Source organism: Intestinimonas sp. RTP31139st1_F5_RTP31139_211217 (genome assembly GCF_040226735.1).
Taxonomy (GTDB): domain Bacteria; phylum Bacillota; class Clostridia; order Oscillospirales; family Oscillospiraceae; genus Intestinimonas; species Intestinimonas butyriciproducens.
Window position 1 is genome coordinate 19,499 of sequence record NZ_JBCOAQ010000027.1, and the last position, 23,545, is coordinate 43,043.

A 23,545-nucleotide genomic window follows, 5' to 3' on the forward strand; every position below is an offset into this window, starting at 1 on the left:
ATTCCGGGGGCCTTTCTCTGACAAGAGAGATCATGCGCCAAAGCCAGACTGCTCCGACAGCCACTGCAGCGCAAGGCGCAGCAACTGCCCGTAGTCGGCGGCGGTGGCGTCAGCCAGCGAGACGGCCTGCGGGAGACTGCCGGCGGTCAGTCCGACCACAAACATCCCGGCCCGCTTCCCGGCTAGGATGCCGGGCGGAGAGTCCTCCACCACCATGCAGTCCTCGGGGCGCGCCCTTAAGAAACGGGCGGCATGCAGATAGGGGTCGGGGGCGGGTTTCCTCCGCGGGGCCGATTCGCCCCCCAGCACTACGTCGAAAAGTGGCAGCAGGGAAAAGCGGTTCAGCGCGTCCAGGACCTCCCGGCACTGGGTGGAGGACACCAGACCGGTTTTGGCGCCACGCTCTTTCACGGTACGGAGGAAGTGCTCCAGGCCGGGGAAAGGGCGCAGGCCCTCCGCCTCCAGATAGAGCCCCCGGCAAGTCCGCGCCAGCGCCCTTTGGCAGGCGGCCGCAGAGAGAGGCAGCTCAAAGCGCCTCGCCAGCCGCCGGGCGGCGTCGCGGTTGCTCACTCCACTCAGATCCAAAAGCGCCTCGGCCTGCACCTCGATCCCCTGCTGTTTTAAGAAACGCCTGATGTAGGCAAGACGTACCATTTCACTGTCCAGGAGTACGCCGTCCATATCCAGAAGAATCGTTTTCAATGCTTTTCCTTCTTTCTGTTGCGCTGTGCTGTGGCCCCCCTTTTTTGACGGCGGAGGGGGACGCCTCCCCTGCGGGACACGAAAAAGACAGAGCAGAGGATGAGACCACGGCCCAGCGACGTAAGGGGGAGAGCGGGTCGCGGAAGACCAGTGTGCTGACCGCCGGCCCCAGCATGTTGATCGCTGTAGCCGCGGAGGCCACAACGTCGCGTGTCCCCAGGGCAAAGAGCACAATGGAGCTTATGTTGCAGAGCTGGTTCAGCAGGGTAAACAGATACGCCCGAGGTTGCTGCATGGTAAGTACTAGTACATTTATTCATGTATATATAAGTATAATTAAGCTACAAATTGAATAATAGTCGATTTCTTGGATAAAGTCAACATATTTTTTGAAGCTTTTTTTGGTTTTATTTGGACTTGCTTAAGGATTAAAAGAAAGACTGAAAAAATCCCTTGACAAACTATCCGGGTTGATATATCTTGTATATACAAGTAAAAATAGATTGACCAAAGCTGTTCTTTTGCGCTCCCACACTTTTTGTCAGAAAGGAATTTGCCTTATTATGAAAATTGCAATTGGCAACGATCAGCATGGATTGGCCTATAAACAAATGCTTTTGAGCACTTTCGCAGAGCACGAGTTTGTCGATATGGGCTCCTACGATACCCAGGCGGTGAGCTATCCCGCCATTGCAGAGGCCGTTGCCCGCAAGGTGGCTTCCGGGGCGTGTGAGCGCGGCATCCTCATCTGTGGGACTGGTATCGGTATGGCCATGGCGGCCAACAAGATCAAGGGCGCATATGCCGCGGTCTGTCACGATATCTACTCCACACAGCGCTCCATCCTTTCCAATGACGCCAACATCCTCTGCATGGGGGCATTAGTGATCGGACAGAAAACGGCGGAGGAGTTGGTGCGCCTGTGGCTGCCGCTGCGCTTTGATCCCAGCAGTCCGTCTGCGGCCAAGGTGGCCCAGCTCCGCCAGCTGGAAGAGGTGTGACATGAAACCGTTTGACCGTGAAGCGCTGGAGCGGAGCGCCTTCCATATCAGGAGCAACATCGTGCGGACCATTGCCAGCAACGGTGAGGGGCACGCCGGCGGCGCGCTCTCCGCTGCGGATATCCTGGCGGTGCTCTACTTCGCTGTAATGGACTATGATCCGGAGGACCCCGTCCACCGCGACAAGCTGCTGCTCAGCGGCGGACACAAGTGCCTGGCCCTCTATGGAGCGATGGTGGAACTGGGGGTGCTGGAGCCGGAGCTGCTGAAAACCTATAACCAATTGGGGACCCTCTTTCCCGGACACCCGGACGCCACAAAGTTGCCCTGCCTGGATTTTTCCACAGGTTCTCTGGGGCACGGCCTGCCGCTGGGCTGCGGCTATGCCCTGGCGGCAAGAAAGGCAGGTCTGCCGTACCGTACTTACGTATTGATGGGTGACGGAGAACAGGGGGAGGGCACCAACTGGGAGGCGGCGGCCTTCGCCGCTCACAATCATTTGGATAATCTGGTGGCGATCCTGGATGAAAATACCCTTCAGATCAATGGACGCACCAGCGAGATCTGCAAGCCCACCTCCTATGAGTCCCGATATGCTGCGTTTGGGTGGGCAGTAAGGCCGGTCCCCGGGCATGACGTTGGGGCCCTGTATGACGCCTTCGCACAGATCCCTCTGGAGCCGGGAAAGCCCACGCTCCTGGTGGCCAAGACCACAAAGGGAAAGGGGATATCCTTTCTGGAGGATCAGCAGAAGTATCACCATTGGAACCCGGATGCGGGCGAAGCGGCCCGCGCCCTGGAGGAACTGGATGCCCGTGCGGCGGAAAGGGGTTGGTAAGCATGTGTTTGCGGGATCCCCGAAAGGCATTTGAGGCCAAGCTCCTGGAGCTGGGAAAAGACAATGAAGCGATTGTGGCGATTTCCTGTGACTCCGCCTCCGGCGGCGGCCTGGGCGCCTTTTTCCAGGCCTATCCCAATCGGAGCGTGGAGGTCGGCATCAGCGAACAGACCGCTGTGGGAATCAGCGCGGCGATGGCGCGTCAGGGCTTTATTCCGGTGGTCGTCGCCATCGACCCCTTCCTTACCATGCGGGCCTATGAGCAGATCCGGGATGACGTGGGTTATATGCACACCAATGTCAAACTGGTGGCCTCCGGCGGCGGTCTGGCCTATTCCACACTGGGGTCCACCCATATGGCTCTGGAGGACGTGGCCCTGATGCGCACCGTTCCCAATCTGGTGGTCCTCTGTCCCGGCGACGCCGACGAGGTGGAGTTCTGCCTGGAGGAGGCCATAAAGATAGACGGTCCCGTTTTTATCCGGATGCCCCGTCAGGCCAAGGAGCCGCCTGCAAAGCGGACGCAGCGAAAGATGGAGCTGGGCAGGGGGGAGGTACTGGTGGACGGCGGTGTAGCCGCGGCACTCTTTACCTATGGGCCCAGCACGGCCGAGGCTGTAGAGGCGGCAGAGATCCTGCAGGAGCAGGGGGTATCGATGTCGGTAATCAATTTCACCACCTTAAAGCCGCTGGACGAAGAATTGATCCGACACTACGCGTCCTCCGCCAAAAAGGTTTTTGTCTTGGAGGAGCACGCACCCAACGGCGGGCTGGGCTCGGCGGTGGCCGATGTGCTGGCGCGGAGCGGAATATCCGTGCCGCTGAAGGTCTTTTGCGTACCGGAGGGGGCGAAGCAGACCGGGCCGTATGAGGCACTGTTGAACTATTACGGCATCTCCGGAAGCGCCGTGGCCCGACGGGTCATGTCGGTCCTCTCCGGCGACTGATGCCCGCCCATGACGCTGTAATGTAATGCATTGGAAATAAGTATTAAGTATTAGGGGGACAAACAGAATGACAGTAAACTACCGTAGCCAGGGCGAGGGCACGCTTGGCCTCCACTTCCCACTGACCGCTCTGGGAGCGGGTGCGGCCAAAGGTGAGGAGGCATATATCGAGCGGGTGAAGGACCTGTGCCTGGAGCCGCAGCTTTTCTCTCTGCTGGAGGGGAAAGTGAAGTATCTGGCAGCCACGCCCCGGTTCAAGGATGTCATCCAGACCTTTGCGGTTCCCGCTGGAGAGACGCCCGCCGGGTTTCGCATCGAGAGCACGCTCCAGGAGGACGGACTTTTACTGATTGATTTAGTCCGCGATATCTCTTATGATAAAAACGGAGTGAAACGGCCTACCGGTATCCTCTACTCTGCCGACTCCGCCAACCCTTACGAGGTGGCGCCCATCGCCCCGTTGCTTGCAAACCTCACCTGCAATCCCGGCATCGTATACGACCTGTTTATCAACAATCCCAAGGCCAATGTAGGGAATGCGTTCCATACCCGCGACGAGGTCATGACTGAGCTGGGACGTATTCTGGGACCCGGCTGTGACATCAGCGTGGAGCTCAACAACCCCTTTGAGGAGGACTTTGACAAAATCCTGGAGGAATGTGAGACCTTCAAGAGCATTCTCTCGGAATACCGGCTGGTGGTCAAGGTCCCCCACACCGGCCCTGTCAACCCCAACAATGTACATGAGCTGCTGGAGGGCGACAAGAAGCTCTCCACCCGGTACGACCAGGCGTCCACCGCGGACGCCCTGCGCGGCCACAATCTGGCACTCAGGCTCAGGGAGCACGGATACCGCATCAATTATACCCTGATGTTTGAGCCCTATCAGACCGCCATGGCACTACAGGCAAAGCCCTATTTCATCAACAGCTTTGTCCGGCATCGCGCCAAACAGTCCTCTGCCATCAAGGTGCTGCTGGACTGCTATGACCGGACGGAGGACCGCAAATATCTGGAGGCGCTGCGGGCGGAACTTCTGGCCAACGATTACCTCAGCAGCGGGGAGGCGGACCGGGATCTGCTGGATGTGCTGAAGCTGGGCCGGGATGTCCTCAGATACCGCAATTTTGAGAACCCCGAAGGGGCCGATGGGCTGGACGGCGTGCGCCATAACCTCCGTCTCCTGCGCCAGACCAACCTGCCGGATACACGCCTGATTATCTGCTCCATGGAGGGCGAGTATAACTACCCCGACATCGACAACCTGATGGCCGACCCCGCCTATGCAGATATGGTGGACCGGGTGGTCATCACAGCAGAGCCCCAGTATCTGGCGCGGTTTACCGCCACCAACCAGGTGGTCTCGTATCAGCGCCGCTTTATGAACGCCGCCAACGGTCAAAAGTAGGAAACACAATATTTGAGAAGGGAGCCGTCTATGAACGAAAAGCTGATGGGCGTGTTCGCCCCCATCACGACCCCGTTCACCGCTGATGGGACCGTGGATTACAGCGGACTGGAGCACAATGTCCGCGCCTATGCCAAAAGCGGGCTGAAGGGGTTCCTGGCCCTGGGCTCCAACGGAGAGAACAAAAGCCTCACCAATGAGGAGAAGCTCAAGGTCCTGGAGATCATCTGTACCTGTAAGAGAGAGGACCAGGTGGTGATGGCCGGCTGTATCTTTGAGTCCACTTTCGAAACCATCGAGATGGCACATAGAATGGAGGCCTATCACCCGGATTTCCTCACCCTGCTGCCTCCCAACTATTTCAAAAAGCAGATGACCGACGATGTCCTCTGCCGCTATTTTACGGATGTGGCGGAGGCCGTTCACACCCCATGCCTGGTCTACAACGCGCCGCAGTATGCCGGCGGTGTGGGCCTGTCCATCCCGCTCATCAAGCGGGTCGCCCAGCATCCCAATATCGTGGGCGTGAAGGACAGCTCGACCGGCAATATCGAGAGCATCCTGTTTGCGGTCCGGAATCACTTTGACGTGATGGCCGGCTCCATCAACAACTTTTTCATGGGAATGATCACCGGCGCCTCTGGGGGCGTGCTCTCCCTGGCGGATTCTTTCCCCGACATAACGGTGGAGCTTTACCGCCTGCTGGCCTCCAAGCACTACGACAAGGCGGTGGCCCTCAATGACCGGATCCTTCAGATCAATAAGATCGTGTCCGGAAAAGGCGGTGTGGCCGCCGTGAAGTATGCCATGGACCTCAACGGCCTTGTGGGAGGATATCCCAGGCTGCCCCTGCTGCCCCTTGCGGAGGAGGACAAGGCGGGGATCCAGGAAAAACTGGCGGCGGAGGGACTGCTCTGACTCTTGTGGGACGCAGATCTACTACCATAAAAATAGGAGGCATATGTTATGGCAAAGTATGATTTCATGAGCTTTGGCGAAGCGATGGTCCGGTTTACACCTCCCGGCCACGACAGACTGGGACAGGCGGAGGAGCTCCAGCTGGGGATCGCGGCGGCGGAACTCAACTGCTGTGTGAATATCTCCAACCTGAGCCGAAAGCTGCTCAAACCTCAGCTCAAGACCGGCTTTGTGACCAAGCTGGTGGACGCCTGGGACGGAGACTACATCATCAAGCACGCTCAGATGCATGGCGTGGATATGTCCAATGTGGTGGTCTCTCCGTATGACAAGATCGGACGGAACGGGCGCAACGGCAAATGTTTTATTGAGGTGGGCATCGGTCCCCGTCCCAGCTATCAGACCTATGACCGCGGACACTCCGCGGTGGCCATGATCCAGCCCGGGGACATCGATTGGGAGTCTGTGCTGGATACCCGCTGGTTCCACACGACCGGCATTATCACCGCCGTGGGCGAGCATACCGCCACCGAGGTGGCCGCCGCGCTGCGGGCGGCCAAGAAGAACGGCGCGACCACCAGCTATGATCTGAATTTCCGCTCCACGCTCTGGTCCAGGGAGGATGCCCAGAAAGCCATGGTGGAGATCATGCCCTACGTGGATGTCGTCATCGGCAACGAAGAGGACTTCGAGACCATGCTGGGGATCAAGGCCGACAATACCGACCAGAACTTTTCCAAGCTGGATCCCGAGAGCTACTGCGGAGTGGCCCAGAAGGTCATGGAGAAGTACCCCAATGTGATCTGTGTGGGCACCTCGCTCCGCGAGGTCACCTCCGCATGCCTGAACAACTGGCGGACCGTGATGATGACGCGCAACGGCTTCTTCGTCTCCCGCAAGTACGACAATATCGAGATCTATGACCGTGTGGGCGGCGGTGACAGCTTTGCCTCCGCCTTGATCTGGGGCTTCCTGGAGGGCCATCCGGAGCAGGAGGTCATTGATTTTGCAGCAGCTTACTCCGCGCTGTGCCACACCATCCGCAATGACTGGAATCTGGTCACCACGGAGGAGGCCTACGATGTGATGAAGGGCGGCAGCGCGCGAGTGAAGCGCTGAGCGCAGCTCTGAATGAGTTTGCATGCTCTCTTTCCCTGTGTGGAGACCTTGTTTACACGGAAAACCCCGCCGGCATCCTCTGGATGCAGGCGGGGTTTTCCGTGTGCAAAACCGAAGTTAAAACTCCAGCGTAATTTTGATTTTTTCCCCCCGAAAGGCGACCTTGCTGTATTCAAAAGTCAGGCCGTCCTCGTTCTGAATCACATCCTGTAAGAGAAGAAGGGGCTGGCCGGGCGCAATATTGAGGAGATCCGCTTCGTGGGCGGTGGCGGGGACGGACTCCAGCGTCTCTATGGTCTTTGCCCGGTGCAGGCCGTAGTCCTGACTCAAGATGGTGCACATCTGCTCTGTGGCGATGTCATGACGCCCCAGATCCGGGCACAGTTCGGCGGGAATATAGGAAGTGTGCACGCTAAGAGGAGTCTTTTTGAGATACCGCAGCCGGCGGACCACAAAAAAGACAGGACTTTTGATCCCGGAAAATTTGGAAAAGGTCTTTTTGTCCAGCGTCTCTTTCGTGATAGACAGGACCCGGGTGGAGACCTCATAGCCCATTTTTTCCAACTGCTCCCGAATTCCAGCGTAAGACAGAGACTGCGCCACGATCTTGGGCTCGGCGACATAGGTGCCCTTGCCTGGGATACGGAAAAGAACCTCTTCCTGCACCAGCTTCGTGATGACGTTGCGCACCGTGGTGCGGCTGATGCCGTACATATGGCTCAATTCATTTTCGGAAGGGATCAGAGCTCCGGGGCTCCACTCACCAGAATCCAATTTCCCCCAAAATAACTCTTCCATTTGAACATAGAGTGGCTTCGCGCTTGCTTTATCAAGAAGCATCTCTCTCCCCCATTTCTAATTGCTGGTGAGCCGGGGTTACGGCACTGCCAACCGCGCGTGTGTTCCCATTCCGTGCATCTGAAACTTTCAAAAAATATTCAGATAAACCGGTATAAACTCATATATACAGGGTGGAGTAAAATATACATTTCCTGTATGCAGAGTGCGCCGGCTCCGCTCAGGAAAATAGGGCTCACCAATCCCCTTTGTATATTTTTTATCATACATCAAAAAGCCATTATTTGCAAGCGTCGATTGTGAGGGTGTAAAAAACACACTTATGGACACAGGGGATATCTTGTGCAATTTGAAGCGTGAGAGAAAGAAAGGGCGGGGCGGATTTGTGTGCCGGCGTCTCCAAGCGAGCTGTGCTGTGTAAAGAAAACATGAACTTGACGGCTTTCCCGTTGTGTTTTTGGAAAAAGGGTGGTATATTGAAAAGCGTCTATTGCGACGGTTAAGGAGAGTTATGAAATGAAACTTGGAACAAAGATGCTCAGCGCGGTCACCGCGGGGCTGGTTCTGGCCGCCTCTCTGGCGGGCTGCTCCAGCGGGGCGGCCACCGCTACTCCCACCCCGATCCCCCTGCCCGAGGGGGTGCCGGAGGACGTGATTCTGGAGGCGGCGGGGATCGCCAAGGACACCCCCCTCATCACTGTGGACGGCGCAGGTGTGCCGGCGGAAGAGCTCCTCTATTGGGTCACCTATTCTGCAGATCAGTATGCTCAATGGGGGATGACCGACCTCTCTATGGATATGGGTAGCGGGCAGACACTGGGGTCATATTATCTGGACAGCGCGGTGGAAAACGCGACCCTCTATCAGGTGGTACGCAATCACGCGGAAGAGCTGAAAATGGGTTGGAACGAGGCAAATGAGGCCGACTACGAAGCGCAACTGTCCCAGTTGAAGTCCAGTCTGGCCGCCCAGATGGGGGTTGGCACCGCCTCCGACGGCGAGTCCGCCAGCCCCGATCCTGAGATAGCTGCAAAGACGGACGCGGAATATGTCCGGTTCCTGGCCTATATGGGCCTGTCGGAAAACAGCTTTTTCCACATCAACGAGGTCTCCTATCTTTTCCAGAATCTGCGGGAGGGGCTCTATGGGACTAAGGGCACGGAGGCTCCCGACGGGGAAAAGATCGACGCAGCAGGCGTGCTCCACGCCAAACATATCCTCATCAAGGCGATCCCTGTCACCGACGAGTCCGGTAACGTGACCGACGACGGTATGGCATCCGCCCTGGAGAAAGCCAACGCGCTCTATGATGAGATCACGGTGGCGGAGGACCCCATGACCCGCTTTGAAGAACTGATGAATGAGAACAGCGAGGATGTGGATTCCAGCGGAAATGTGAACGGCGGAGCCGACGGCTATACCTTTGGCCCGGGCGAGATGGTGACCGAGTTTGAGGAGGGCACCGCCGCGCTGGCGGTGGGGGAGATCAGCCAGCCCATCCAGAGCGACTACGGCTACCATATCATCCTCCGTCTGGATGCCGACAATGAGGCCGGCCAGAGCAAGTACGCGGACATAAAGATGAACGAGCTGGTGGACCAGTGGATGGAGGAGGCCAAGGTGGAGCGCACCGAGGCGCTGGACGGCTTGGACGTGCAGGCTTTCTACGATACCCTTGCGGAGCTCCGGCAGACCATGACCGCCGCCGCTGAGGCCGAGGACGCCCCCGCGGTCACCGATGCCCCTGTGGAGACGGGAACACCCGCCCCTACCGCTACTCCGGTGGGCTGAGAAGATAAAGATGACCGGGCGGACAGCAAGTGCTGTCCGCCCGGTTTTTTGATGCGTCTATGCGCCGTCCCTCTTATTTATGACCACAATCGTCCGTCACGCTTCCCTTGGAAAGGGGACAAGCGGGGCGCTATACTTTGGGACAACCAGAATGTGGAAAAGAGGAGACGGTACTTATGAGCGCGTGGCATGCAAAGCGCACCGAGGAGGTGCTCAAAGAGCTGGGAACCGGCAGGAGATCGGGCCTTTCGGAGGCGGAAGCCGGAAAACGGCTGGGACGGTATGGCCGCAACGAGCTGGAGCACCAAGAGCCGGATGGGATGCTCAGACGTTTTCTGGCCCAGATGCGGGACCCGATGATCCTGGTCCTGCTCGCCGCCGCCATACTCTCCCTGCTGGCGAGCGGCGGGGAGGACTGGATCGACGCGGTGATCATTCTGGTCATCGTGGTGGTCAACGCCATCATCTCCATCTCCCAGGAGGACAGTGCCGAAAAGGCCCTGGAGGCCCTGCGGAATATGTCGGCCCCTCTGGCCAAGGTGATACGGGACGGAGGGCTGCGCCGGGTGGAGACGGCCCTTCTGGTCCCGGGGGATATCCTTCAACTGGAGGCCGGGGACCTGGTGCCCGCCGACGCCCGGGTGCTGGAGGCGCACAGCCTCAAGGCAGACGAGTCCTCCATGACGGGGGAGTCGGTTCCTGTGAGCAAGGAGGCGTGTGGAGCCCTGCCCGCGGATACCCCGCTGGGGGACCGGAGAAACATGCTCCTTTCCGCCACGGTGATCACAGGAGGAAACTGCACTTGTGTGGTCACGGGCACGGGGATGGACACGGAAGTGGGGCGCATTGCCGGAATGCTGATGGAAGAGGGAGATGGAGAGACCCCCCTCCAGCGAAAGATGGCGGAGATCTCCAAGACGCTCTCGTTCGTCTGCCTGTGCGTGTGCGCGGTGATGTTCGGCGTAGGACTCCTCCAGGGCAAGGAACTGCTGGACATGTTTATGACTGCGGTCTCCCTGGCGGTGGCGGCCATACCCGAGGGACTCCCGGCCATTGTTACCATCGTGCTGGCTCTGGGGGTGCAGCGGATGGTAAAGCGGGGCGCCATCGTCAAGCGTCTCCCCGCGGTAGAGACCCTGGGCTGCGCCGGGGTCATCTGCTCGGACAAAACAGGTACCCTCACGCAGAACAAGATGACGGTGGTGGACATATGGACCATCGGCGGCCGGCACAGGCAGGAGTGTCTGACCATTGGGGCGCTGTGCAACGACACGGTGCTCACCTACAGCCCCGGCGGAGAGATCGCCACCGCCGGGGATCCCACCGAGGCCGCGTTGGCGGCAGCGGCCTGGCGGGAAGGGCTGGACAAGAATGAGCTGGAGCGGAGCCAGCCCCGGCGGGCGGAGCTCCCTTTCGATTCGGAGCGGAAGCTGATGAGTACGGTCCATCCCTTGGCAGGGGGCGGGTTTCGGGTAATGGTAAAGGGGGCCCCGGACGTGCTCCTGGACCGGTGCAGGACCGCCCTGGGGCGGGTGGGGAAGACGCCCCTCAACGGCCCCCTGCGCCGGGACATCCTCCGCGCCAATGAGGATATGGCACAGCGGGCCCTTCGGGTGCTGGGAACGGCCTATCAGGATATTCCCGCACTGCCCGAGCGGCTGGACTCCGATGTTCTGGAGCGGGGGCTCACCTTTGTGGGGCTTGCGGGGATGATCGATCCGCCGCGGCCCGAAGTGAAGCGGGCCGTGGAGCAGTGCTATGGGGCGGGCATCCGCCCCGTCATGATCACCGGAGATCACCGGCTGACAGCTCTGGCCATCGCCAAGGAGTTGGGGATCTTCCGGCCCGGAGACCTGGCGGTCACCGGGGAGGACCTGGACTTCATGCCCCAGGAGATGCTGGAGCAGGACGTAGAGAAATTCTCAGTTTACGCCCGCGTGTCCCCGGAGCACAAGATGCGAATCGTGAAAGCCTGGCAGAAGCGGGGCAAGGTCGTGGCCATGACGGGGGACGGGGTCAATGACGCCCCGGCCCTCAAGGCCGCCGATATCGGATGCGCCATGGGCCTGTCCGGTACCGACGTGGCAAAAGGCGCATCCGATATGATCCTGACCGACGACAATTTTGCCACCATCGTTTCCGCGGTGGAGCAGGGCCGGGGGATCTACGCCAACATCAAAAAGGCCATCCATTATCTGCTCTCCTGCAACATTGGAGAGATTATCACCATCTTTTTTGCCACGGTGCTGGACTTTGCGCAGATGCCGCTGGTGCCGGTGCAGCTGCTGTGGCTCAATCTGGTCACGGACTCCCTGCCCGCACTGGCTCTGGGGATGGAGCCGGTAGAGGAAGGGATCATGAAGGAGAGGCCCCGGGCCGCCCACGAGAGCCTTTTTGCCCATGGGTTCGCGTTCCGCCTGGCCTGGCAGGGGGCCATGGTGGGGCTCCTTACCCTTGCGGCCTATATGCTGGGGGAGCATGTGCTCGGTACGCCGGGCGCGGCGGACGGAGTGGCCAACACCATGGCCTTTGCCACGCTGACCATGTGTCAGCTCTTCCATGCCTTCGACGTGCGCAGCGAGCACCACTCCCTGCTGCACATCGGGATCTTTTCCAACAAGGCCATGAACAAGGCATTTCTGGTGGGCATGGCCATGCAGCTCGCCGTGCTGTGCCTGCCGCCTTTGCAGTTGGTGTTCGACACAGTGCCCCTGGATGCGGCGGAGTGGGCCTGCGTACTGGCTTTGGCCGTGGCTCCCGTGGTGATCTGTGAAATCGGAAAACGATGGGGCAGACGGGAGGGTTCCCATCCCGCAAGCTCCGGGAGGAGATAAAAAACGCCCGTCCGGCTTTAGCCGGACGGGCGTTTGCAATTGCTGAAAGAGAGAGCAGACTTTTCCTGAGAGAGACTTACTCGGCGGCTCGGTTCTGCTTCCGCCAGGCGTCCAGCACGGCACAGAACACCAGGGAGAGATAGGTCTCCTCCTCATTGGCGCTGCGGCTGGTGAGGGCGATGGGCACTTTGGCGCCCACCACTGCGCCGCAGGTGACGGCATGGGCATGGATGAGCCAACTCTTGACCAGCGTGTTGGCGGTGGACAGGTCGGGGGCGATGATGCCGTCAAAACCGCCGCCGCTCCAGGGACAGTCATAGTGCTTCAGGCGGGCGGCCTCCTTGCTGAGAATGAGGTCGTAGGAGATGGGACCCCACAGCTCACAGTCGGCAAAGGGCTTTTGCTTCTGCTCGGCGACCAGACGCTGGGCCTCCACCGTGTCCTGCATGTGGAAGGTCACGTTCTCCACCAGGGACAGCAGAGCCAGCTTGGGATCCTCATAGCCGAAGGCCTTCAGGGCATCGGCGGTATTCTTGATGATGGCCTTTTTCTGAGTCATATTGGGATGGATGACCACGGTCATGTCGGAAAGGGCCAGCAGCTTGGGGTACTCGGGCAGAGAGCACAGGGAGACATGGCTCATCAGCCGCTCGGTCCGCAGGCCGTTTTTGCCGTCCAGCACCGGCATCAGAAAATCACGGGTGGGGATGTTGCCCCGCATCAGAACATCTCCGTCTCCGGAGTTGATGATGTCGATGGCCGCCTGGGTAATGTTGTGTCCGGGAGGGGTATCCACCATGGTGTAGGGTTCCTTCTCCAGACCGAACTGCTCCAGCACCGTCATGGTGCGGGCGCGGTCGCCCACCAGCACAGGCTGCACAAGGCCCTTCTCCTGGGCGGCGAAGATGCCCTTGAGCATGTTCTCACCGTCAGAACCGGCCAGGATCACCCGCATGGGGCGGGACATCTTCGGGACGCGCTCCAGGATCGCGTCAAAGTTTTTCAGTTCCATTCTGTCATCTCCGATTCTTTATCCGACTCGCCGCAGGGGCGGGATTCAGGTTACAATTCAGTATACCGTATTTCCCGGGCAAAGACAAGAAGAAAAGAGGCCGAAGCCGGCGTAAAAATGAAGGAATGGGGCCTGAGGTCTGTTTAAAACTGCAAACACGCCCGACACCGGACCTTTTGCGCCCTGGAAGGCGCCGTTTCCCCCTGCAATTGAAATCCGTCCCTTGCGGTAAACCGGCGCCCGGGAGGGCAAGGACCCCTCGGTGCCGGGCATATTGCGAATATACAAACAGGCCCTAAGCAATACGGACGCTCCGCGACAGCGCGCCACGGGCGGCCAGTGCCAGCAGGAAGGTGGCCCCGCCGCCCAGGAGGACCGCCAGCCAGGGAGCAGGCGCCAGGACATCGAACAGCGCACCGTACAGGGCCTGGCCCGCCGGCATCGCACAGACGGAGACGGTGGTGACCAGAGCGCCCACTTTGCCCAGCAGCGGGGCGGGGGTCTGCATTTGAAGAAAGGTCTGCGCCGAGATGGTGAAGAGTGCGGCACAGGTGAGGCCCAGCCCCATGCAGAGCAGGAGCGCGCCATAGGAGACCAGGGGCGGGACCGGAAGGACCAGGGCAACGGTGACGGGGAGCAGGAGCAGTGCGTTGCACAGGAGATAGCGGTGGGAGGACTCGAAACGGATTTGCCCCACAGTGGTGGCGGAGAGAAGGCCGCCTAGGATGGAGCCCAGGCCCAGGGCCGCCTCGGCCAGCCCGTAGAGCTGGTCGGAGAGGCCTAGGTGTACCTTGACCAGATAGGGTAGGCCTACGGTAAAGAGGGAGGAGAGAAACAGATTGATGAGGGCCACGATACCCAACAGCCGGAGGAGGGCAGGGTAGTCCCGGGAGAGAAAGCGAAAGGCAACGGCCAGGTCGTCCCTGGCCTGGATCAGGAGGGGTGCGGTGCGGGGCTGGGGCGTAAAGGGGATGTGAAGAAAAAGCTCCAGCACGGCGGAGCCGAAAAAGCATCCGGCGGAGACGGCCAGAATCGGATAGATCCCGAAAAAGCCCATGAGGATGCCCCCGAGGACGGGGCCCAGCAGCCCGGTCAACGCCTGCACCTGGAGCACAACGCCGTTGGCGGCGGTCAGGCGCTCCTCCGCAACCAGAGTAGGGACGCTGGCCTGGACAGAGGGCTGATAGACCGCCTGAATGAGGGAGAGAAGCACCATGAAGAGCGTGACGGCGGCCAGATTGCCTGAGCGGGCAAAGAGCGCGTCGAAGAGAAGGATGAACGCACAGGTAGAAAAATCCAGGATCACCATGATGCGTGCCCGGGGCATCCGGTCGGCCAGAATACCGCCCAATGGGGAGAGCAGAGCGGTGGGGACCATGGAGAGGGCCAAAATGCCGCCGAAAACAGCGGCCGAGCCGGTAAGCGCCAACACATGGAGAGAGAGGGCAAAGCGGAGGATGGCGTTTCCGAAGAGAGAGATGATCTGACCCACGGTCATCAGGGTAAAGTCGCGGGTGAAGAGGCGGGAAGCAGGCATAGAGAAGACTCCTTTCAATTAAATACCGACGGTTGGTATGTAAATGAGAGAGAAAAATCCCGGCGGCAGGGCCGGGAATTTTTCACGCAGGGCCGCGAATACAGGGATGAGGCCTTGTCCGGTTGGGGCAGCTTACAGTCCAGGCCGGTGAGCTTCTCCTAGCGCTGGGAGAGCTCCACCTGAAGCGGAGGGCATCCCCTCCTCCGGCGGAGGGGGCTGGGAGGGAAGGGAGAGGATGCGTTCGTAATAGGCCTGGCAGACCGAAAGCAGGTGGTCGTCCAGAACGGGCAGACCCATATGGTCGGTAAGATCCTTCAAAAAGTGCATTTTGGACATAAAATCCTCCCGCGTGGAGGAGAAAACGCCCACCCACAGATTCATGAGGATCATAAAGGCCTCCGAGAACTCCTTGGGCTGGGCCACGGCGATGGAGCCATCGGCAATGCCCTCCCGGATCAGGGCCTCCAAAAAGGGGCCGGAGTCCGCTACGGAGGCGCGCAGCGTCAGGGTCAGCAGCTTTGGGTCCATGGCGGTGGAGCTGGTGAGCCGATCCAGATCCAGCTTACCGGGATCGGAGAGCAGGCGGAGCAGAACCTGCCGGACCTTCTCCAGTCCTGTGAGGGAACTGTCCAGCCGGATGCCCCGAAACCAGCCCATCTCGTCATAGTACCGGTCGGTCAGCTTGTCTAGGATGTCCTCCTTGGACTTGAAATGGTGGTACACCGCGCCCTTTGACATGCCCAGGGCATCGGTGATGTCCTGAATGGTGGTGTGGTCGTAGCCTTTTTCCCGAAACAATCGATGGGAGACATCCAGGATTTTTTTTACCGTCTCCTCCGGGTATTTGTTGCGGGCCATGGGGGCCCCTCCTTTATATACATACCGTTGGTATGTTTAATATATATCGCAGCTCCCGTCTTGTCAAGGGGAAAATATCCGCGCACGAAAAGGCCCGGACGGGGCGGAGACCACGTCCGGGCCAAGCTGCGGGAGACGATCAGAGCGCCCCTTCGCCGCGGGCGGCGATCTCCGCCTGGGCCCTGGCTTCCAGCTCGGCGGCCTCTTCCTGGGGGACCTCACGGATGAGGATGAAGGGGGTGAGCTGGCGGACCTGGCCGGCCGGGTTGTCGCCGATGAGGCGGGAGAGCGTTTCATCCGGCCAATCCCGCAGGGCGTCGCATTTTCCCAGGATCTCCTGGGCCAGGGCATTGGCGTCCACGATCATAGATACCACGCCCGTCTCCTGAAAGACCTTGTTGCACACGCCGTCCGGATCGGCGGGGATGCGGATACCCATTTCGGCGTACTCTTCAATATCGTGGCCGAAGAAGCCGTCCAAGCCATAGACCTCGTCTCCGGCAATTTTGTAGAAGGTGCCGTGGACGCCGCGGAGCTTGTCGATGGCGGCGCGGAAAGCGGCCCACAGGATCTTGGGGGCGCCGCACTGGTTGATGGCAAACTGCATCTTATAGGGGACGCCGGCGCCGGGGCCGGCCTTGGTCTGGGCCACAAAGCGGCAGAGGATCCTGGCCAGCAGGCCGGGCTGAACATCCTGGGCGTAGACCACCCGCTTTTGGCACAGGGCCACGATCTTCTCGCTGACCGAGACGATGTCGCCGCTCTGCCAGAGGGGGACCACATACTGCCGCACCAGCGCGTCATAATCGTCGCCCACATTGACAAAGGGGATCTGAATGGCGTGGCGGGCATAGGTCTTGCCATCCACCTCAATGATGAGCTTTTTCGTTGCGTTGACGTAAAAATCTTTCGCTTCCATAGCCGCTCCCTCTTTTGTATTCCCTCCGGCAGGGCGCCGGAGTACACGCATGCATCAAAAATAAGGCCGGGCCCCCGCACAGGCGGGGGCCCGGCTACACCCTTTAAAAGTATATCCGTTTTGCCGTGAAAATCAACCCTTAATCCTCTTTTTTGGCAGAAAGTGCCTCGTGAATGGCCTTGGCGGCCCTCTTGCCTGCGCCCATGGCCAAAATCACAGTGGCCGCGCCGGTCACCGCGTCGCCCCCGGCATAGACATGCGGCCGGGTGGTCTCCATGGTGTCCTCGTGGACGACGAGGCATCCCTTCCGATTGGTTTCCAGGCCCGGGGTGGTGGAGCGGATCAGAGGATTGGGCGTGGTGCCCAGACTCATGATGACGGTGTCCACGTCCAGCACGAACTCGCTGCCCGGCACCTCCACCGGGCGGCGGCGTCCGGACGCGTCGGGCTCACCCAGCTCCATTTTGATACACTCCATTCCGGCTACGCTTCCCTTGCCGTCGGAGAGAATCCTGGTGGGATTATTCAAAAGATGAAACTCGATCCCTTCCTCCCTGGCGTGGTGGATCTCCTCGTTCCGGGCGGGCATCTCCGCTTCGCTGCGGCGGTAGACCACATATACATGCTCGGCACCGATGCGCTTGGCACACCGGGCGGCGTCCATGGCCACGTTTCCGCCGCCCACCACGGCCACGGCCCTGCTTTTTTTGATGGGCGTGTCGTATTCCTCCAGATAGGCCTTCATGAGATTGACACGAGTGAGATATTCATTGGCGGAGTAGACCCCACTGAGCGTCTCGCCGGGGATACCCATAAACATGGGCAGGCCCGCGCCAGAACCCACAAATACGGCCTGGTAGCCCTGTTCAAAGAGTTCGTCGATGGTGATGGTCTTGCCGATGACGGTATCCAGCCTCAGCTCCACGCCCATATCCAGAATGCCCTCCACCTCATGGCGGACAATCTCCTTGGGCAGCCGGAATTGGGGAATGCCGTAGACCAATACGCCACCGGCGGTGTGGAAGGCCTCGAAGATCGTGACGGCATAGCCCAGCTTGCCCAGGTCGGAGGCGCAGGTGAGCCCGGCGGGGCCGGAACCCACCACCGCCACTTTGACGCCGTTGGAGGCGGGCTTGGCGGTTTTCTCCGTACCGTGCTCCCGATACCAGTCGGCGACGAAGCGCTCCAGGCGGCCGATGGCAACGGGCTCCCCCTTCTTGCCGCGGACACACAGACATTCACACTGGCTCTCCTGGGGGCAGACGCGGCCGGAGATTGCGGGGAGGGTATTGGTGGTATGTATGATCTCATAGGCGGCCTGGAAGTCCCCCTCCGCCACCTTGGCGATAAACTCGGGGATGCGGATGTTCACCGGGCAGCCGGCCACGCAGGGGGAATTTTTGCAGTGGAGGCAGCGTCCGGCCTCCTCCACGGCCATCTCAGCGGTATAGCCCTGGGCCACCTCCTCAAAATTGCGGCTGCGGACGGCGGGGTCCTGCTCAGGCATGGGGAGTTTGGTCGCACTCATATTCGCCATGGCTTACTCAACCTCCTTTTGCATCAGCCGGCAGGCATGGGTCCGGCGGGTCTCCGCTTCGCGCTCCTGATAAGCCCTGTTCCGGGTCATCAGCTCGTCAAAATCCACTTTATGCCCGTCAAAGTCGGGGCCGTCCACACAGGCAAACTTCATCTCGCCCCCCACGGATACCCGGCAGCCGCCGCACATCCCGGTGCCGTCAATCATGATGGGGTTGAGGGAGACTAAAGTTTTGATGCCGTAAGGCTCGGTGGTCTTACAGACGAACTTCATCATGATGATAGGCCCAATAGCGATGACGGCGTCGTAGTGGATGCCGGAGTCGATGAGCGTTTTGAGCTTGTCGGTGACCAGCCCCTTTTCCCCGCAGGAGCCGTCGTCGGTGGTGAGATAGAAGTGGTCGCAGGCTTTTTTGAACTCCTCCTCCAGAATGACGATATCCTTGGAGCGGAAACCGGCGATGACGTCCACCTCTACGCCGCGGGCGTGGAGATACTTGGCCTGGGGATAGGCGATGGCGCAGCCTACGCCGCCGCCGATGACGGCCACCCGCTTGACAGGGCCCAACTCCAACCCGGGGTGTTCACGGTCCAGCAGGTCGGTGGGAGTGCCGAGGGGGCCGACAAAGTCCAGAATGTCATCGCCCTCCTCTAGCCGGTCCAGCAGCTCGGTGGTCAGACCTACCTTTTGAAAGATAATGGTGACGGCACCCCGCTCCCGGTCATAGTCCGAGATGGTCAGGGGGATTCGTTCGCCGTGTTCATCTACGCGGAGGATGATGAATTGGCCCGGCTGCGCCTTTTTGGCGATCAGGGGGGCGGACACCTCCATCAGAGTTACCGTGGGATTCAGGCGGCGCTTGTGCTGGATCAAAGCCATGTTACTACCACTCCTTTGAGACGCTGCAAAGCAACTGTTCAGCCGTTGATTTTTACTATTATAAAGGACAAATGCGCTGTTGTCCATACTATGGTTGCAGACAGCGGAACAGACTTTCGACAACTGCGCCCGGACGCATATCCGCCCGCGCTCCGGGAGAGAATAGCAGGATAGAAAAGGAGGCGTGGCTGTGGGCTTTTTTGGGAGAAAAAAGGTCGAGGTGCCGCCCCACCCCAGGCGGGAGCCCAGGATCGATCTGCCGCTGACAGTGGAGAGCGTCCGACAGGTCTTTGCGGACTGTGTGGATTTTTCCGAACGGGAAGCCGCCTTGGGTGGAGATCCGGACAAGCTGGTGACGCTGTGCTATATCAGCGGGATGGTGAAAATGGAGCGGGCCAGCGACTACGTGCTTCGCCCTCTGGCGCAGGACACCGTCCTGAGCGGGTGCGGCATGGCGCAGGCCATGGAGCGCATCCGGAAAGGCGCCCTCTACAATTTAGGGGTGGAAAAACGCGCCACGATGGACGAGGCCGTATTCGATATGATTGGCGGGAATTGCATCCTCTTTTTTCCAGGGGAAAAGGAGGTCCTCTCCTTTAATGTAGGGACCGAGGAGAAGCGGTCCATTTCCGATCCGGAGAACGAGCCTCCGCTCAAAGGGCCGAGGGATTCCTTTGTGGAGTCCGTGCGTACCAACACCTCCCTGTTGCGGCGGCGGGTACGCACCCCGGATCTGCGGATCAGGGAGCTGCTGGTGGGGCGGCAGACGGTGACCCCCGTGGATATTGTGTGGATCGAGGGCATCACCAACCCCGAGACGGTCCGCGCCGTAGAGCGCCGGGTGGCGGAGATCGATATCGACGCCCTCATCGCCACAGGGAATCTGGAGGAATATATCGCCGACGACATCCACACCGCCTTTCCCACCCTGGCGTACACCGAACGGCCGGACCGCTTTTCCGCCGGCGTGGTGGAGGGCCGCGTGGGACTGCTCATCGACGGGCTGCCTTTGGGCTGGCTCCTGCCCGGGACCCTCAGCCAGTTTTTTAAGACGCCTCAGGACAAGTCCCAGGGCTGGATGGCGGCATCCGCCCTCATGGTGCTGCGCTACCTGTGTATGCTCATCACTCTCTTTCTACCGGCCGTCTATATCGCCGCTGTAACCTTCCACCTGGAGATGCTGCCCACCGAGCTGGCCCTGTCCATCATAGCGGCCAAGCAGGATGTGCCCTTTACCACGGTGTTCGAAGTCCTCCTGATGCTGGTGGCCTTTGAGATCATTCAGGAGGCCGGGCTCCGGCTTCCCAGTTCCATCGGTCAGACCGTCTCCATTCTGGGGGGACTGGTGGTGGGGTCCGCCGCTGTGGAGGCCCGTATCGTCTCTCCCGCGGTGCTCATCGTGGTGGCGGTGGCGGGTATTGCCGGATATACTATGCCGTCTCAGGATTTCGCGGGCGCGCTGCGGATCTGGCGCTTTGGTCTGGCGGCGCTGGCCTCTCTAGCGGGAATGTTCGGCGCGGCCATTGGGGCACTGCTGCTCATCTGTCATCTCGCCTCCCTGGAGAGCTTCGGCGTGGCCTACCTCACGCCCTTTGCCGCCAACGACGGGGAACAGGTGGAGGGGCATGCCGTGATCCGACAGCCGCTGCCCAGCGTCAAGCTGCGGGAGACGGCGCTCAAGACCCAGAACAGGAGGAACCAGCGATGAGAGTGAAAAAATCTGCTGTCCTGCTGCTGTGCGCGGCGCTGCTCCCCCTGTCCGGCTGCTCCAGAGCCGAGGCAGCCCTGCCATACGCCCATGAGATCGAGGATACCGTCCTCATGGGGGCGCTGGGAGTGGATCTGAAAGAGGGGGCTCCGGGGAGGGTGGCGGTTACCGTCTCCAGCGGGGGACGGTCCGGTGCGGGGGACTCGCCCGGGCAGTCGCCGGTGGTGCTCTCCGCACAGGCTGAAACTGTGTCCGCCGCCTGCGCAGAGATGCAGACGTTCGGTTCGGATTTTGTCTTTTTCGGGGATGTGGAGCATGTCCTGGTGGGGGAAGAGCAGGCTCTAACGGGCGTTATGTCGCTGCTGGGACACATGGCACGGGACCCGGAGCTGCGGCTGGAGGCCCGCCTCTGGGTGATAAAAGACGGCAGAGCCGGGGATATCCTCTTTGACGCCGCGTCTGACGGAGGCGCGCCGGATCGCCTCACGGCGCTGGAGACCGACGCCGAATTGGCGGCTTCCCCCGCGCCGCGGACAGCGAGAGAGGTGCTCTCAGACCTGCTGGACAACGGCTGTGCGCTTCTCCCGGCACTGGAACGCCGACCCGCCAGGACCGGAGACGGAGCGGAGGGGGAGTACACTGTGGCCGGAGCGGGTTATGCGATCCTGCGGAACGGAGCGCTGGCGGGCTGGACGGGGGAGGAAGGCGCGCTTGGGGCGGACCTTTTGACCGGGGATGCCCCGGGGCGGATACTGGAGTTTGCCGCGCCCAGCCTTGCACAGACCGCGCTGCGGCTCACCGAGGTGAAGACGGAGCTGACGCCGTCCTTTACGGACGGCGTCCTCGCCGGACTGGCCGTCACCTGCCGGATCGAGGCTCAGGTGGCGGAGCTGCGGGGGGCGGACGGACTCAGCGAGGAGGGCAGGATATGGCTGGAGGAACGCCTTGCGCAGACAGGTGAGGCGGCTATCCATACGGCGCTGGACCTGGCCCAGACCCTGGACGCCGACTATCTCCACCTGGGGAGGAAAGCCGCCCTGGCGGCGCCCTGGCGTAAGGCAGAGCTGGAAACACAGTGGAAAGCGGGGTTTGCCGCGCTCCCAATCTCCCTGACCGTAACGGGACAGGTGGCCCGCATGTAAGGGCGGGCCTGTTATTATTATTTAGGTGGTGATCCTCTGAACAGCGATAATATTTCCGCGCGGCAGCTCTATGTGATCCTGTTCACCGCGCTGCTGTCCCCGGCGGTGCGGGCGCTGCCGGGCTGGACGGTGGGGACGGCAGGAGAGAGCGCATGGCTCACCGGCATACTGGCCTTTCCGCCCTTTCTGCTGCTGGGGTGGATGGTTTTTTCGCTTTGCCGCCGGAGCGGAGGGCTGGCACAGGCCTATCAGGATGCCTTTGGTCCTCTGGCGGGAAAGGTGGTCATTGTAATTTACCTGTCCTGGGCGCTTTTTCTCCTGTGCGCCGAGGGGCGGCTCTACGCCGAGCGGATGCTCTCTGCCGGATATCGAAGCGCCGCCCCCTGGGTATTTCTGCTGGTGCTGCTGGGGGTGGTGCTCTGGATGGGACGGCGCAAATTGGGCGCCTTTGCCCGTGCGGCGGAGATCTGCTACCTGGTCCTAGCGCTGACCCTGGGGCTGGTACTGCTTTTTTCCATCCTAGATATGAGCCCCGAGCATGTGCTGCCGGTCTGGATAACGGACGTTCCGGCCGTAACAGCGGCCACGCTGGTGCCGGTTGGCGTACTGAGCTGCGGGGTGTTCGGAGGATTTTTAGGGGGGAACGTCACCAGGCGTTCTGGTGACGCCAGACAGGGACTGCTCTGGCTGTTGGCGGGATGCGGTGTTCTCACACTGCTCGAGTTCGGCGTCTTGGGACAGTTGGGCCCTGCGCTGTGCGGGCGCATGGATATCCCCTTCTTTGAAGTCGCCAGAGGCGTGGGAGTGGATGGAGCATTCCAGCGGGTGGAGTCTGTTGTGGTGGCCCTCTGGGTGCTCAGCGATTTTGCAATGCTGGGTCTGTTGGTGTTTGCCATCAGAAAAGGTGCGGGAGCGGTTTTGGGCTCCCGGTGGGAACATTGGGCCGCCCCTGTGGCGGTGATCGTCGCGTTTTTAGGCGGACTTACCCTGTTTCCGGACGACTTCTCTGTGGAAAAGGTCTCATCCGCATGGGTCCCTTGGGGTAATTTGATCTTGGCGTTTCCGGTCCCAGCCCTTGCATTGATTGTGACAAATGTCAAAGGGAGAAAAAAGACGGACACATCTTGTGGGGAGAAGAGGGGAAAAGACACAGGATATGGGTAAGCAAAGACGCAGTAAAAATAGATGAAAGAAAAACGGAAAAAGGAGTTGACAATTGGGGAGGAGTTTGGTATATTAACTGAGCGCCAAACGCAGGGCAGGAAAACAGTGGCAAAGAGCGGAGGAAAAATCCGTGAGCGGCTGAAGAAAATGCTTGACAAGAGCTTGGCCATCTGCTAGAATAACAAAGTTCGCGTCAGCCGAGAGGCGGCACTGATTCAAAGGGATTTGAAAAAAGTGCTTGACAAGGGCTTGGAGATCTGGTAAGATATAAAAGTTCGCGTAAGACGCAAACGAGTCAGGTGTCGAAATGGTTTCGAAAGAAATTGAAGAAAACGCTTGACAATGAGAGTACCATATGGTACAATCAAAATCCCGCCGCTGGAGCGGCGTGCACCTTGTAAATTAAACAACGTGAAGAAGAAACACGAAGCAC

The 23,545-nt window shown here is 60.1% G+C and carries 19 protein-coding genes; 11 read left to right on the top strand and 8 right to left on the bottom strand.

Features of this window, described 5'->3' with window-relative positions; translation table 11 throughout:
• Positions 1 to 30: 30 nt before the first annotated feature.
• Positions 31 to 702: an HAD family hydrolase gene (locus ABUA09_RS13870; protein WP_058118655.1), complete on the bottom strand. Its 672-nt coding sequence runs from the start codon at positions 700 to 702 to the stop codon at positions 31 to 33.
• Between the two features lie 563 nt (positions 703 to 1,265).
• Here ABUA09_RS13870 and ABUA09_RS13875 point away from each other — a divergent pair.
• The 6 genes from ABUA09_RS13875 (at position 1,266) to ABUA09_RS13900 (ending at position 6,933) form a co-directional block, all read left to right on the top strand.
• Positions 1,266 to 1,703, top strand: coding sequence for an RpiB/LacA/LacB family sugar-phosphate isomerase (locus tag ABUA09_RS13875; protein WP_195969897.1), 438 nt, complete (start codon positions 1,266 to 1,268; stop codon positions 1,701 to 1,703).
• Between the two features lies 1 nt (position 1,704).
• Positions 1,705 to 2,541: a transketolase gene (locus tag ABUA09_RS13880; RefSeq protein ID WP_058118652.1), complete on the top strand. Its 837-nt coding sequence runs from the start codon at positions 1,705 to 1,707 to the stop codon at positions 2,539 to 2,541.
• Between the two features lie 2 nt (positions 2,542 to 2,543).
• Positions 2,544 to 3,488: a transketolase family protein gene (locus ABUA09_RS13885; protein WP_227152295.1), complete on the top strand. Its 945-nt coding sequence runs from the start codon at positions 2,544 to 2,546 to the stop codon at positions 3,486 to 3,488.
• Between the two features lie 67 nt (positions 3,489 to 3,555).
• A complete protein-coding gene (locus ABUA09_RS13890; protein ID WP_195974260.1) occupies positions 3,556 to 4,896 on the top strand; it encodes a transaldolase family protein in 1,341 nt (446 codons plus the stop codon).
• A gap of 30 nt (positions 4,897 to 4,926) precedes the next feature.
• Positions 4,927 to 5,814, top strand: a complete 888-nt coding sequence (locus ABUA09_RS13895; RefSeq protein ID WP_208319954.1) for a dihydrodipicolinate synthase family protein — start codon at positions 4,927 to 4,929, stop codon at positions 5,812 to 5,814.
• 48 nt (positions 5,815 to 5,862) lie between these two features.
• Positions 5,863 to 6,933, top strand: coding sequence for a sugar kinase (locus ABUA09_RS13900; RefSeq protein ID WP_349949432.1), 1,071 nt, complete (start codon positions 5,863 to 5,865; stop codon positions 6,931 to 6,933).
• A gap of 117 nt (positions 6,934 to 7,050) precedes the next feature.
• Here ABUA09_RS13900 and ABUA09_RS13905 read toward each other — a convergent pair whose 3' ends face one another.
• Entirely contained in the window at positions 7,051 to 7,773 is a 723-nt protein-coding gene (locus tag ABUA09_RS13905) for a UTRA domain-containing protein (protein WP_033118305.1), read from the bottom strand.
• A gap of 474 nt (positions 7,774 to 8,247) precedes the next feature.
• Here ABUA09_RS13905 and ABUA09_RS13910 point away from each other — a divergent pair, with 474 nt between their 5' ends.
• On the top strand, positions 8,248 to 9,522 hold the full coding sequence (locus tag ABUA09_RS13910; protein ID WP_058118650.1) for a peptidylprolyl isomerase: 1,275 nt from the start codon (positions 8,248 to 8,250) through the stop codon (positions 9,520 to 9,522).
• Between the two features lie 176 nt (positions 9,523 to 9,698).
• Positions 9,699 to 12,356 carry a calcium-translocating P-type ATPase, PMCA-type gene (locus ABUA09_RS13915; protein WP_279203071.1) on the top strand — a complete coding sequence of 886 codons (2,658 nt, stop codon included), beginning with the start codon at positions 9,699 to 9,701 and terminating at the stop codon, positions 12,354 to 12,356.
• A 76-nt stretch (positions 12,357 to 12,432) separates the two neighbouring features.
• Here the strand turns inward: ABUA09_RS13915 and ABUA09_RS13920 are convergent, their stop codons facing one another.
• From ABUA09_RS13920 to ABUA09_RS13945, 6 genes are all read right to left on the bottom strand, one after another.
• On the bottom strand, positions 12,433 to 13,368 hold the full coding sequence (locus ABUA09_RS13920) for a phosphate acyltransferase (RefSeq protein ID WP_033118308.1): 936 nt from the start codon (positions 13,366 to 13,368) through the stop codon (positions 12,433 to 12,435).
• Between the two features lie 295 nt (positions 13,369 to 13,663).
• Entirely contained in the window at positions 13,664 to 14,905 is a 1,242-nt protein-coding gene (locus ABUA09_RS13925; RefSeq protein WP_208319952.1) for an MFS transporter, read from the bottom strand.
• Positions 14,906 to 15,037: 132 nt separating this feature from the next.
• Positions 15,038 to 15,763 (bottom strand): TetR/AcrR family transcriptional regulator, encoded by a 726-nt coding sequence (locus ABUA09_RS13930; protein ID WP_081959908.1) that lies wholly within the window; start codon positions 15,761 to 15,763, stop codon positions 15,038 to 15,040.
• 139 nt (positions 15,764 to 15,902) lie between these two features.
• Entirely contained in the window at positions 15,903 to 16,682 is a 780-nt protein-coding gene (locus ABUA09_RS13935; protein ID WP_052082755.1) for a coenzyme F420-0:L-glutamate ligase, read from the bottom strand.
• A gap of 139 nt (positions 16,683 to 16,821) precedes the next feature.
• Positions 16,822 to 18,219: an NADPH-dependent glutamate synthase gene (gene gltA / locus ABUA09_RS13940; RefSeq protein WP_058118647.1), complete on the bottom strand. Its 1,398-nt coding sequence runs from the start codon at positions 18,217 to 18,219 to the stop codon at positions 16,822 to 16,824.
• 3 nt (positions 18,220 to 18,222) lie between these two features.
• On the bottom strand, positions 18,223 to 19,098 hold the full coding sequence (locus ABUA09_RS13945) for a sulfide/dihydroorotate dehydrogenase-like FAD/NAD-binding protein (RefSeq protein ID WP_349949433.1): 876 nt from the start codon (positions 19,096 to 19,098) through the stop codon (positions 18,223 to 18,225).
• A gap of 190 nt (positions 19,099 to 19,288) precedes the next feature.
• Here ABUA09_RS13945 and ABUA09_RS13950 point away from each other — a divergent pair, with 190 nt between their 5' ends.
• Genes ABUA09_RS13950 through ABUA09_RS13960 form a run of 3 tightly spaced genes read left to right on the top strand, consistent with a single transcriptional unit; the run spans position 19,289 to position 23,112 of the window.
• The gene (locus ABUA09_RS13950) at positions 19,289 to 20,806 is read left to right on the top strand and encodes a spore germination protein (protein WP_033118312.1); all 1,518 of its coding nucleotides are present in this window, start codon (positions 19,289 to 19,291) and stop codon (positions 20,804 to 20,806) included.
• Positions 20,803 to 21,948 carry a Ger(x)C family spore germination protein gene (locus ABUA09_RS13955; RefSeq protein WP_208319950.1) on the top strand — a complete coding sequence of 382 codons (1,146 nt, stop codon included), beginning with the start codon at positions 20,803 to 20,805 and terminating at the stop codon, positions 21,946 to 21,948. Before ABUA09_RS13950 ends, ABUA09_RS13955 begins: the two co-directional genes overlap by 4 nt.
• A gap of 51 nt (positions 21,949 to 21,999) precedes the next feature.
• The gene (locus ABUA09_RS13960; protein ID WP_279202152.1) at positions 22,000 to 23,112 is read left to right on the top strand and encodes a GerAB/ArcD/ProY family transporter; all 1,113 of its coding nucleotides are present in this window, start codon (positions 22,000 to 22,002) and stop codon (positions 23,110 to 23,112) included.
• The last annotated feature ends 433 nt before the right edge of the window (positions 23,113 to 23,545 follow it).

What these genes read in the sequence shown, in the direction of transcription:
- ABUA09_RS13875 (WP_195969897.1), top strand. Translation starts at nt 1,266, where the DNA reads ATGAAAATTGCAATTGGCAACGATCAGCATGGATTGGCCTATAAACAA.
- ABUA09_RS13880 (WP_058118652.1), top strand. Translation starts at nt 1,705, where the DNA reads ATGAAACCGTTTGACCGTGAAGCGCTGGAGCGGAGCGCCTTCCATATC.
- ABUA09_RS13885 (WP_227152295.1), top strand. Translation starts at nt 2,544, where the DNA reads ATGTGTTTGCGGGATCCCCGAAAGGCATTTGAGGCCAAGCTCCTGGAG.
- ABUA09_RS13890 (WP_195974260.1), top strand. Translation starts at nt 3,556, where the DNA reads ATGACAGTAAACTACCGTAGCCAGGGCGAGGGCACGCTTGGCCTCCAC.
- ABUA09_RS13895 (WP_208319954.1), top strand. Translation starts at nt 4,927, where the DNA reads ATGAACGAAAAGCTGATGGGCGTGTTCGCCCCCATCACGACCCCGTTC.
- ABUA09_RS13900 (WP_349949432.1), top strand. Translation starts at nt 5,863, where the DNA reads ATGGCAAAGTATGATTTCATGAGCTTTGGCGAAGCGATGGTCCGGTTT.
- ABUA09_RS13905 (WP_033118305.1), bottom strand. Translation starts at nt 7,773, where the DNA reads ATGCTTCTTGATAAAGCAAGCGCGAAGCCACTCTATGTTCAAATGGAA.
- ABUA09_RS13910 (WP_058118650.1), top strand. Translation starts at nt 8,248, where the DNA reads ATGAAACTTGGAACAAAGATGCTCAGCGCGGTCACCGCGGGGCTGGTT.
- ABUA09_RS13915 (WP_279203071.1), top strand. Translation starts at nt 9,699, where the DNA reads ATGAGCGCGTGGCATGCAAAGCGCACCGAGGAGGTGCTCAAAGAGCTG.
- ABUA09_RS13920 (WP_033118308.1), bottom strand. Translation starts at nt 13,368, where the DNA reads ATGGAACTGAAAAACTTTGACGCGATCCTGGAGCGCGTCCCGAAGATG.
- ABUA09_RS13925 (WP_208319952.1), bottom strand. Translation starts at nt 14,905, where the DNA reads ATGCCTGCTTCCCGCCTCTTCACCCGCGACTTTACCCTGATGACCGTG.
- ABUA09_RS13930 (WP_081959908.1), bottom strand. Translation starts at nt 15,763, where the DNA reads ATGGCCCGCAACAAATACCCGGAGGAGACGGTAAAAAAAATCCTGGAT.
- ABUA09_RS13935 (WP_052082755.1), bottom strand. Translation starts at nt 16,682, where the DNA reads ATGGAAGCGAAAGATTTTTACGTCAACGCAACGAAAAAGCTCATCATT.
- gltA (WP_058118647.1), bottom strand. Translation starts at nt 18,219, where the DNA reads ATGGCGAATATGAGTGCGACCAAACTCCCCATGCCTGAGCAGGACCCC.
- ABUA09_RS13945 (WP_349949433.1), bottom strand. Translation starts at nt 19,098, where the DNA reads ATGGCTTTGATCCAGCACAAGCGCCGCCTGAATCCCACGGTAACTCTG.
- ABUA09_RS13955 (WP_208319950.1), top strand. Translation starts at nt 20,803, where the DNA reads ATGAGAGTGAAAAAATCTGCTGTCCTGCTGCTGTGCGCGGCGCTGCTC.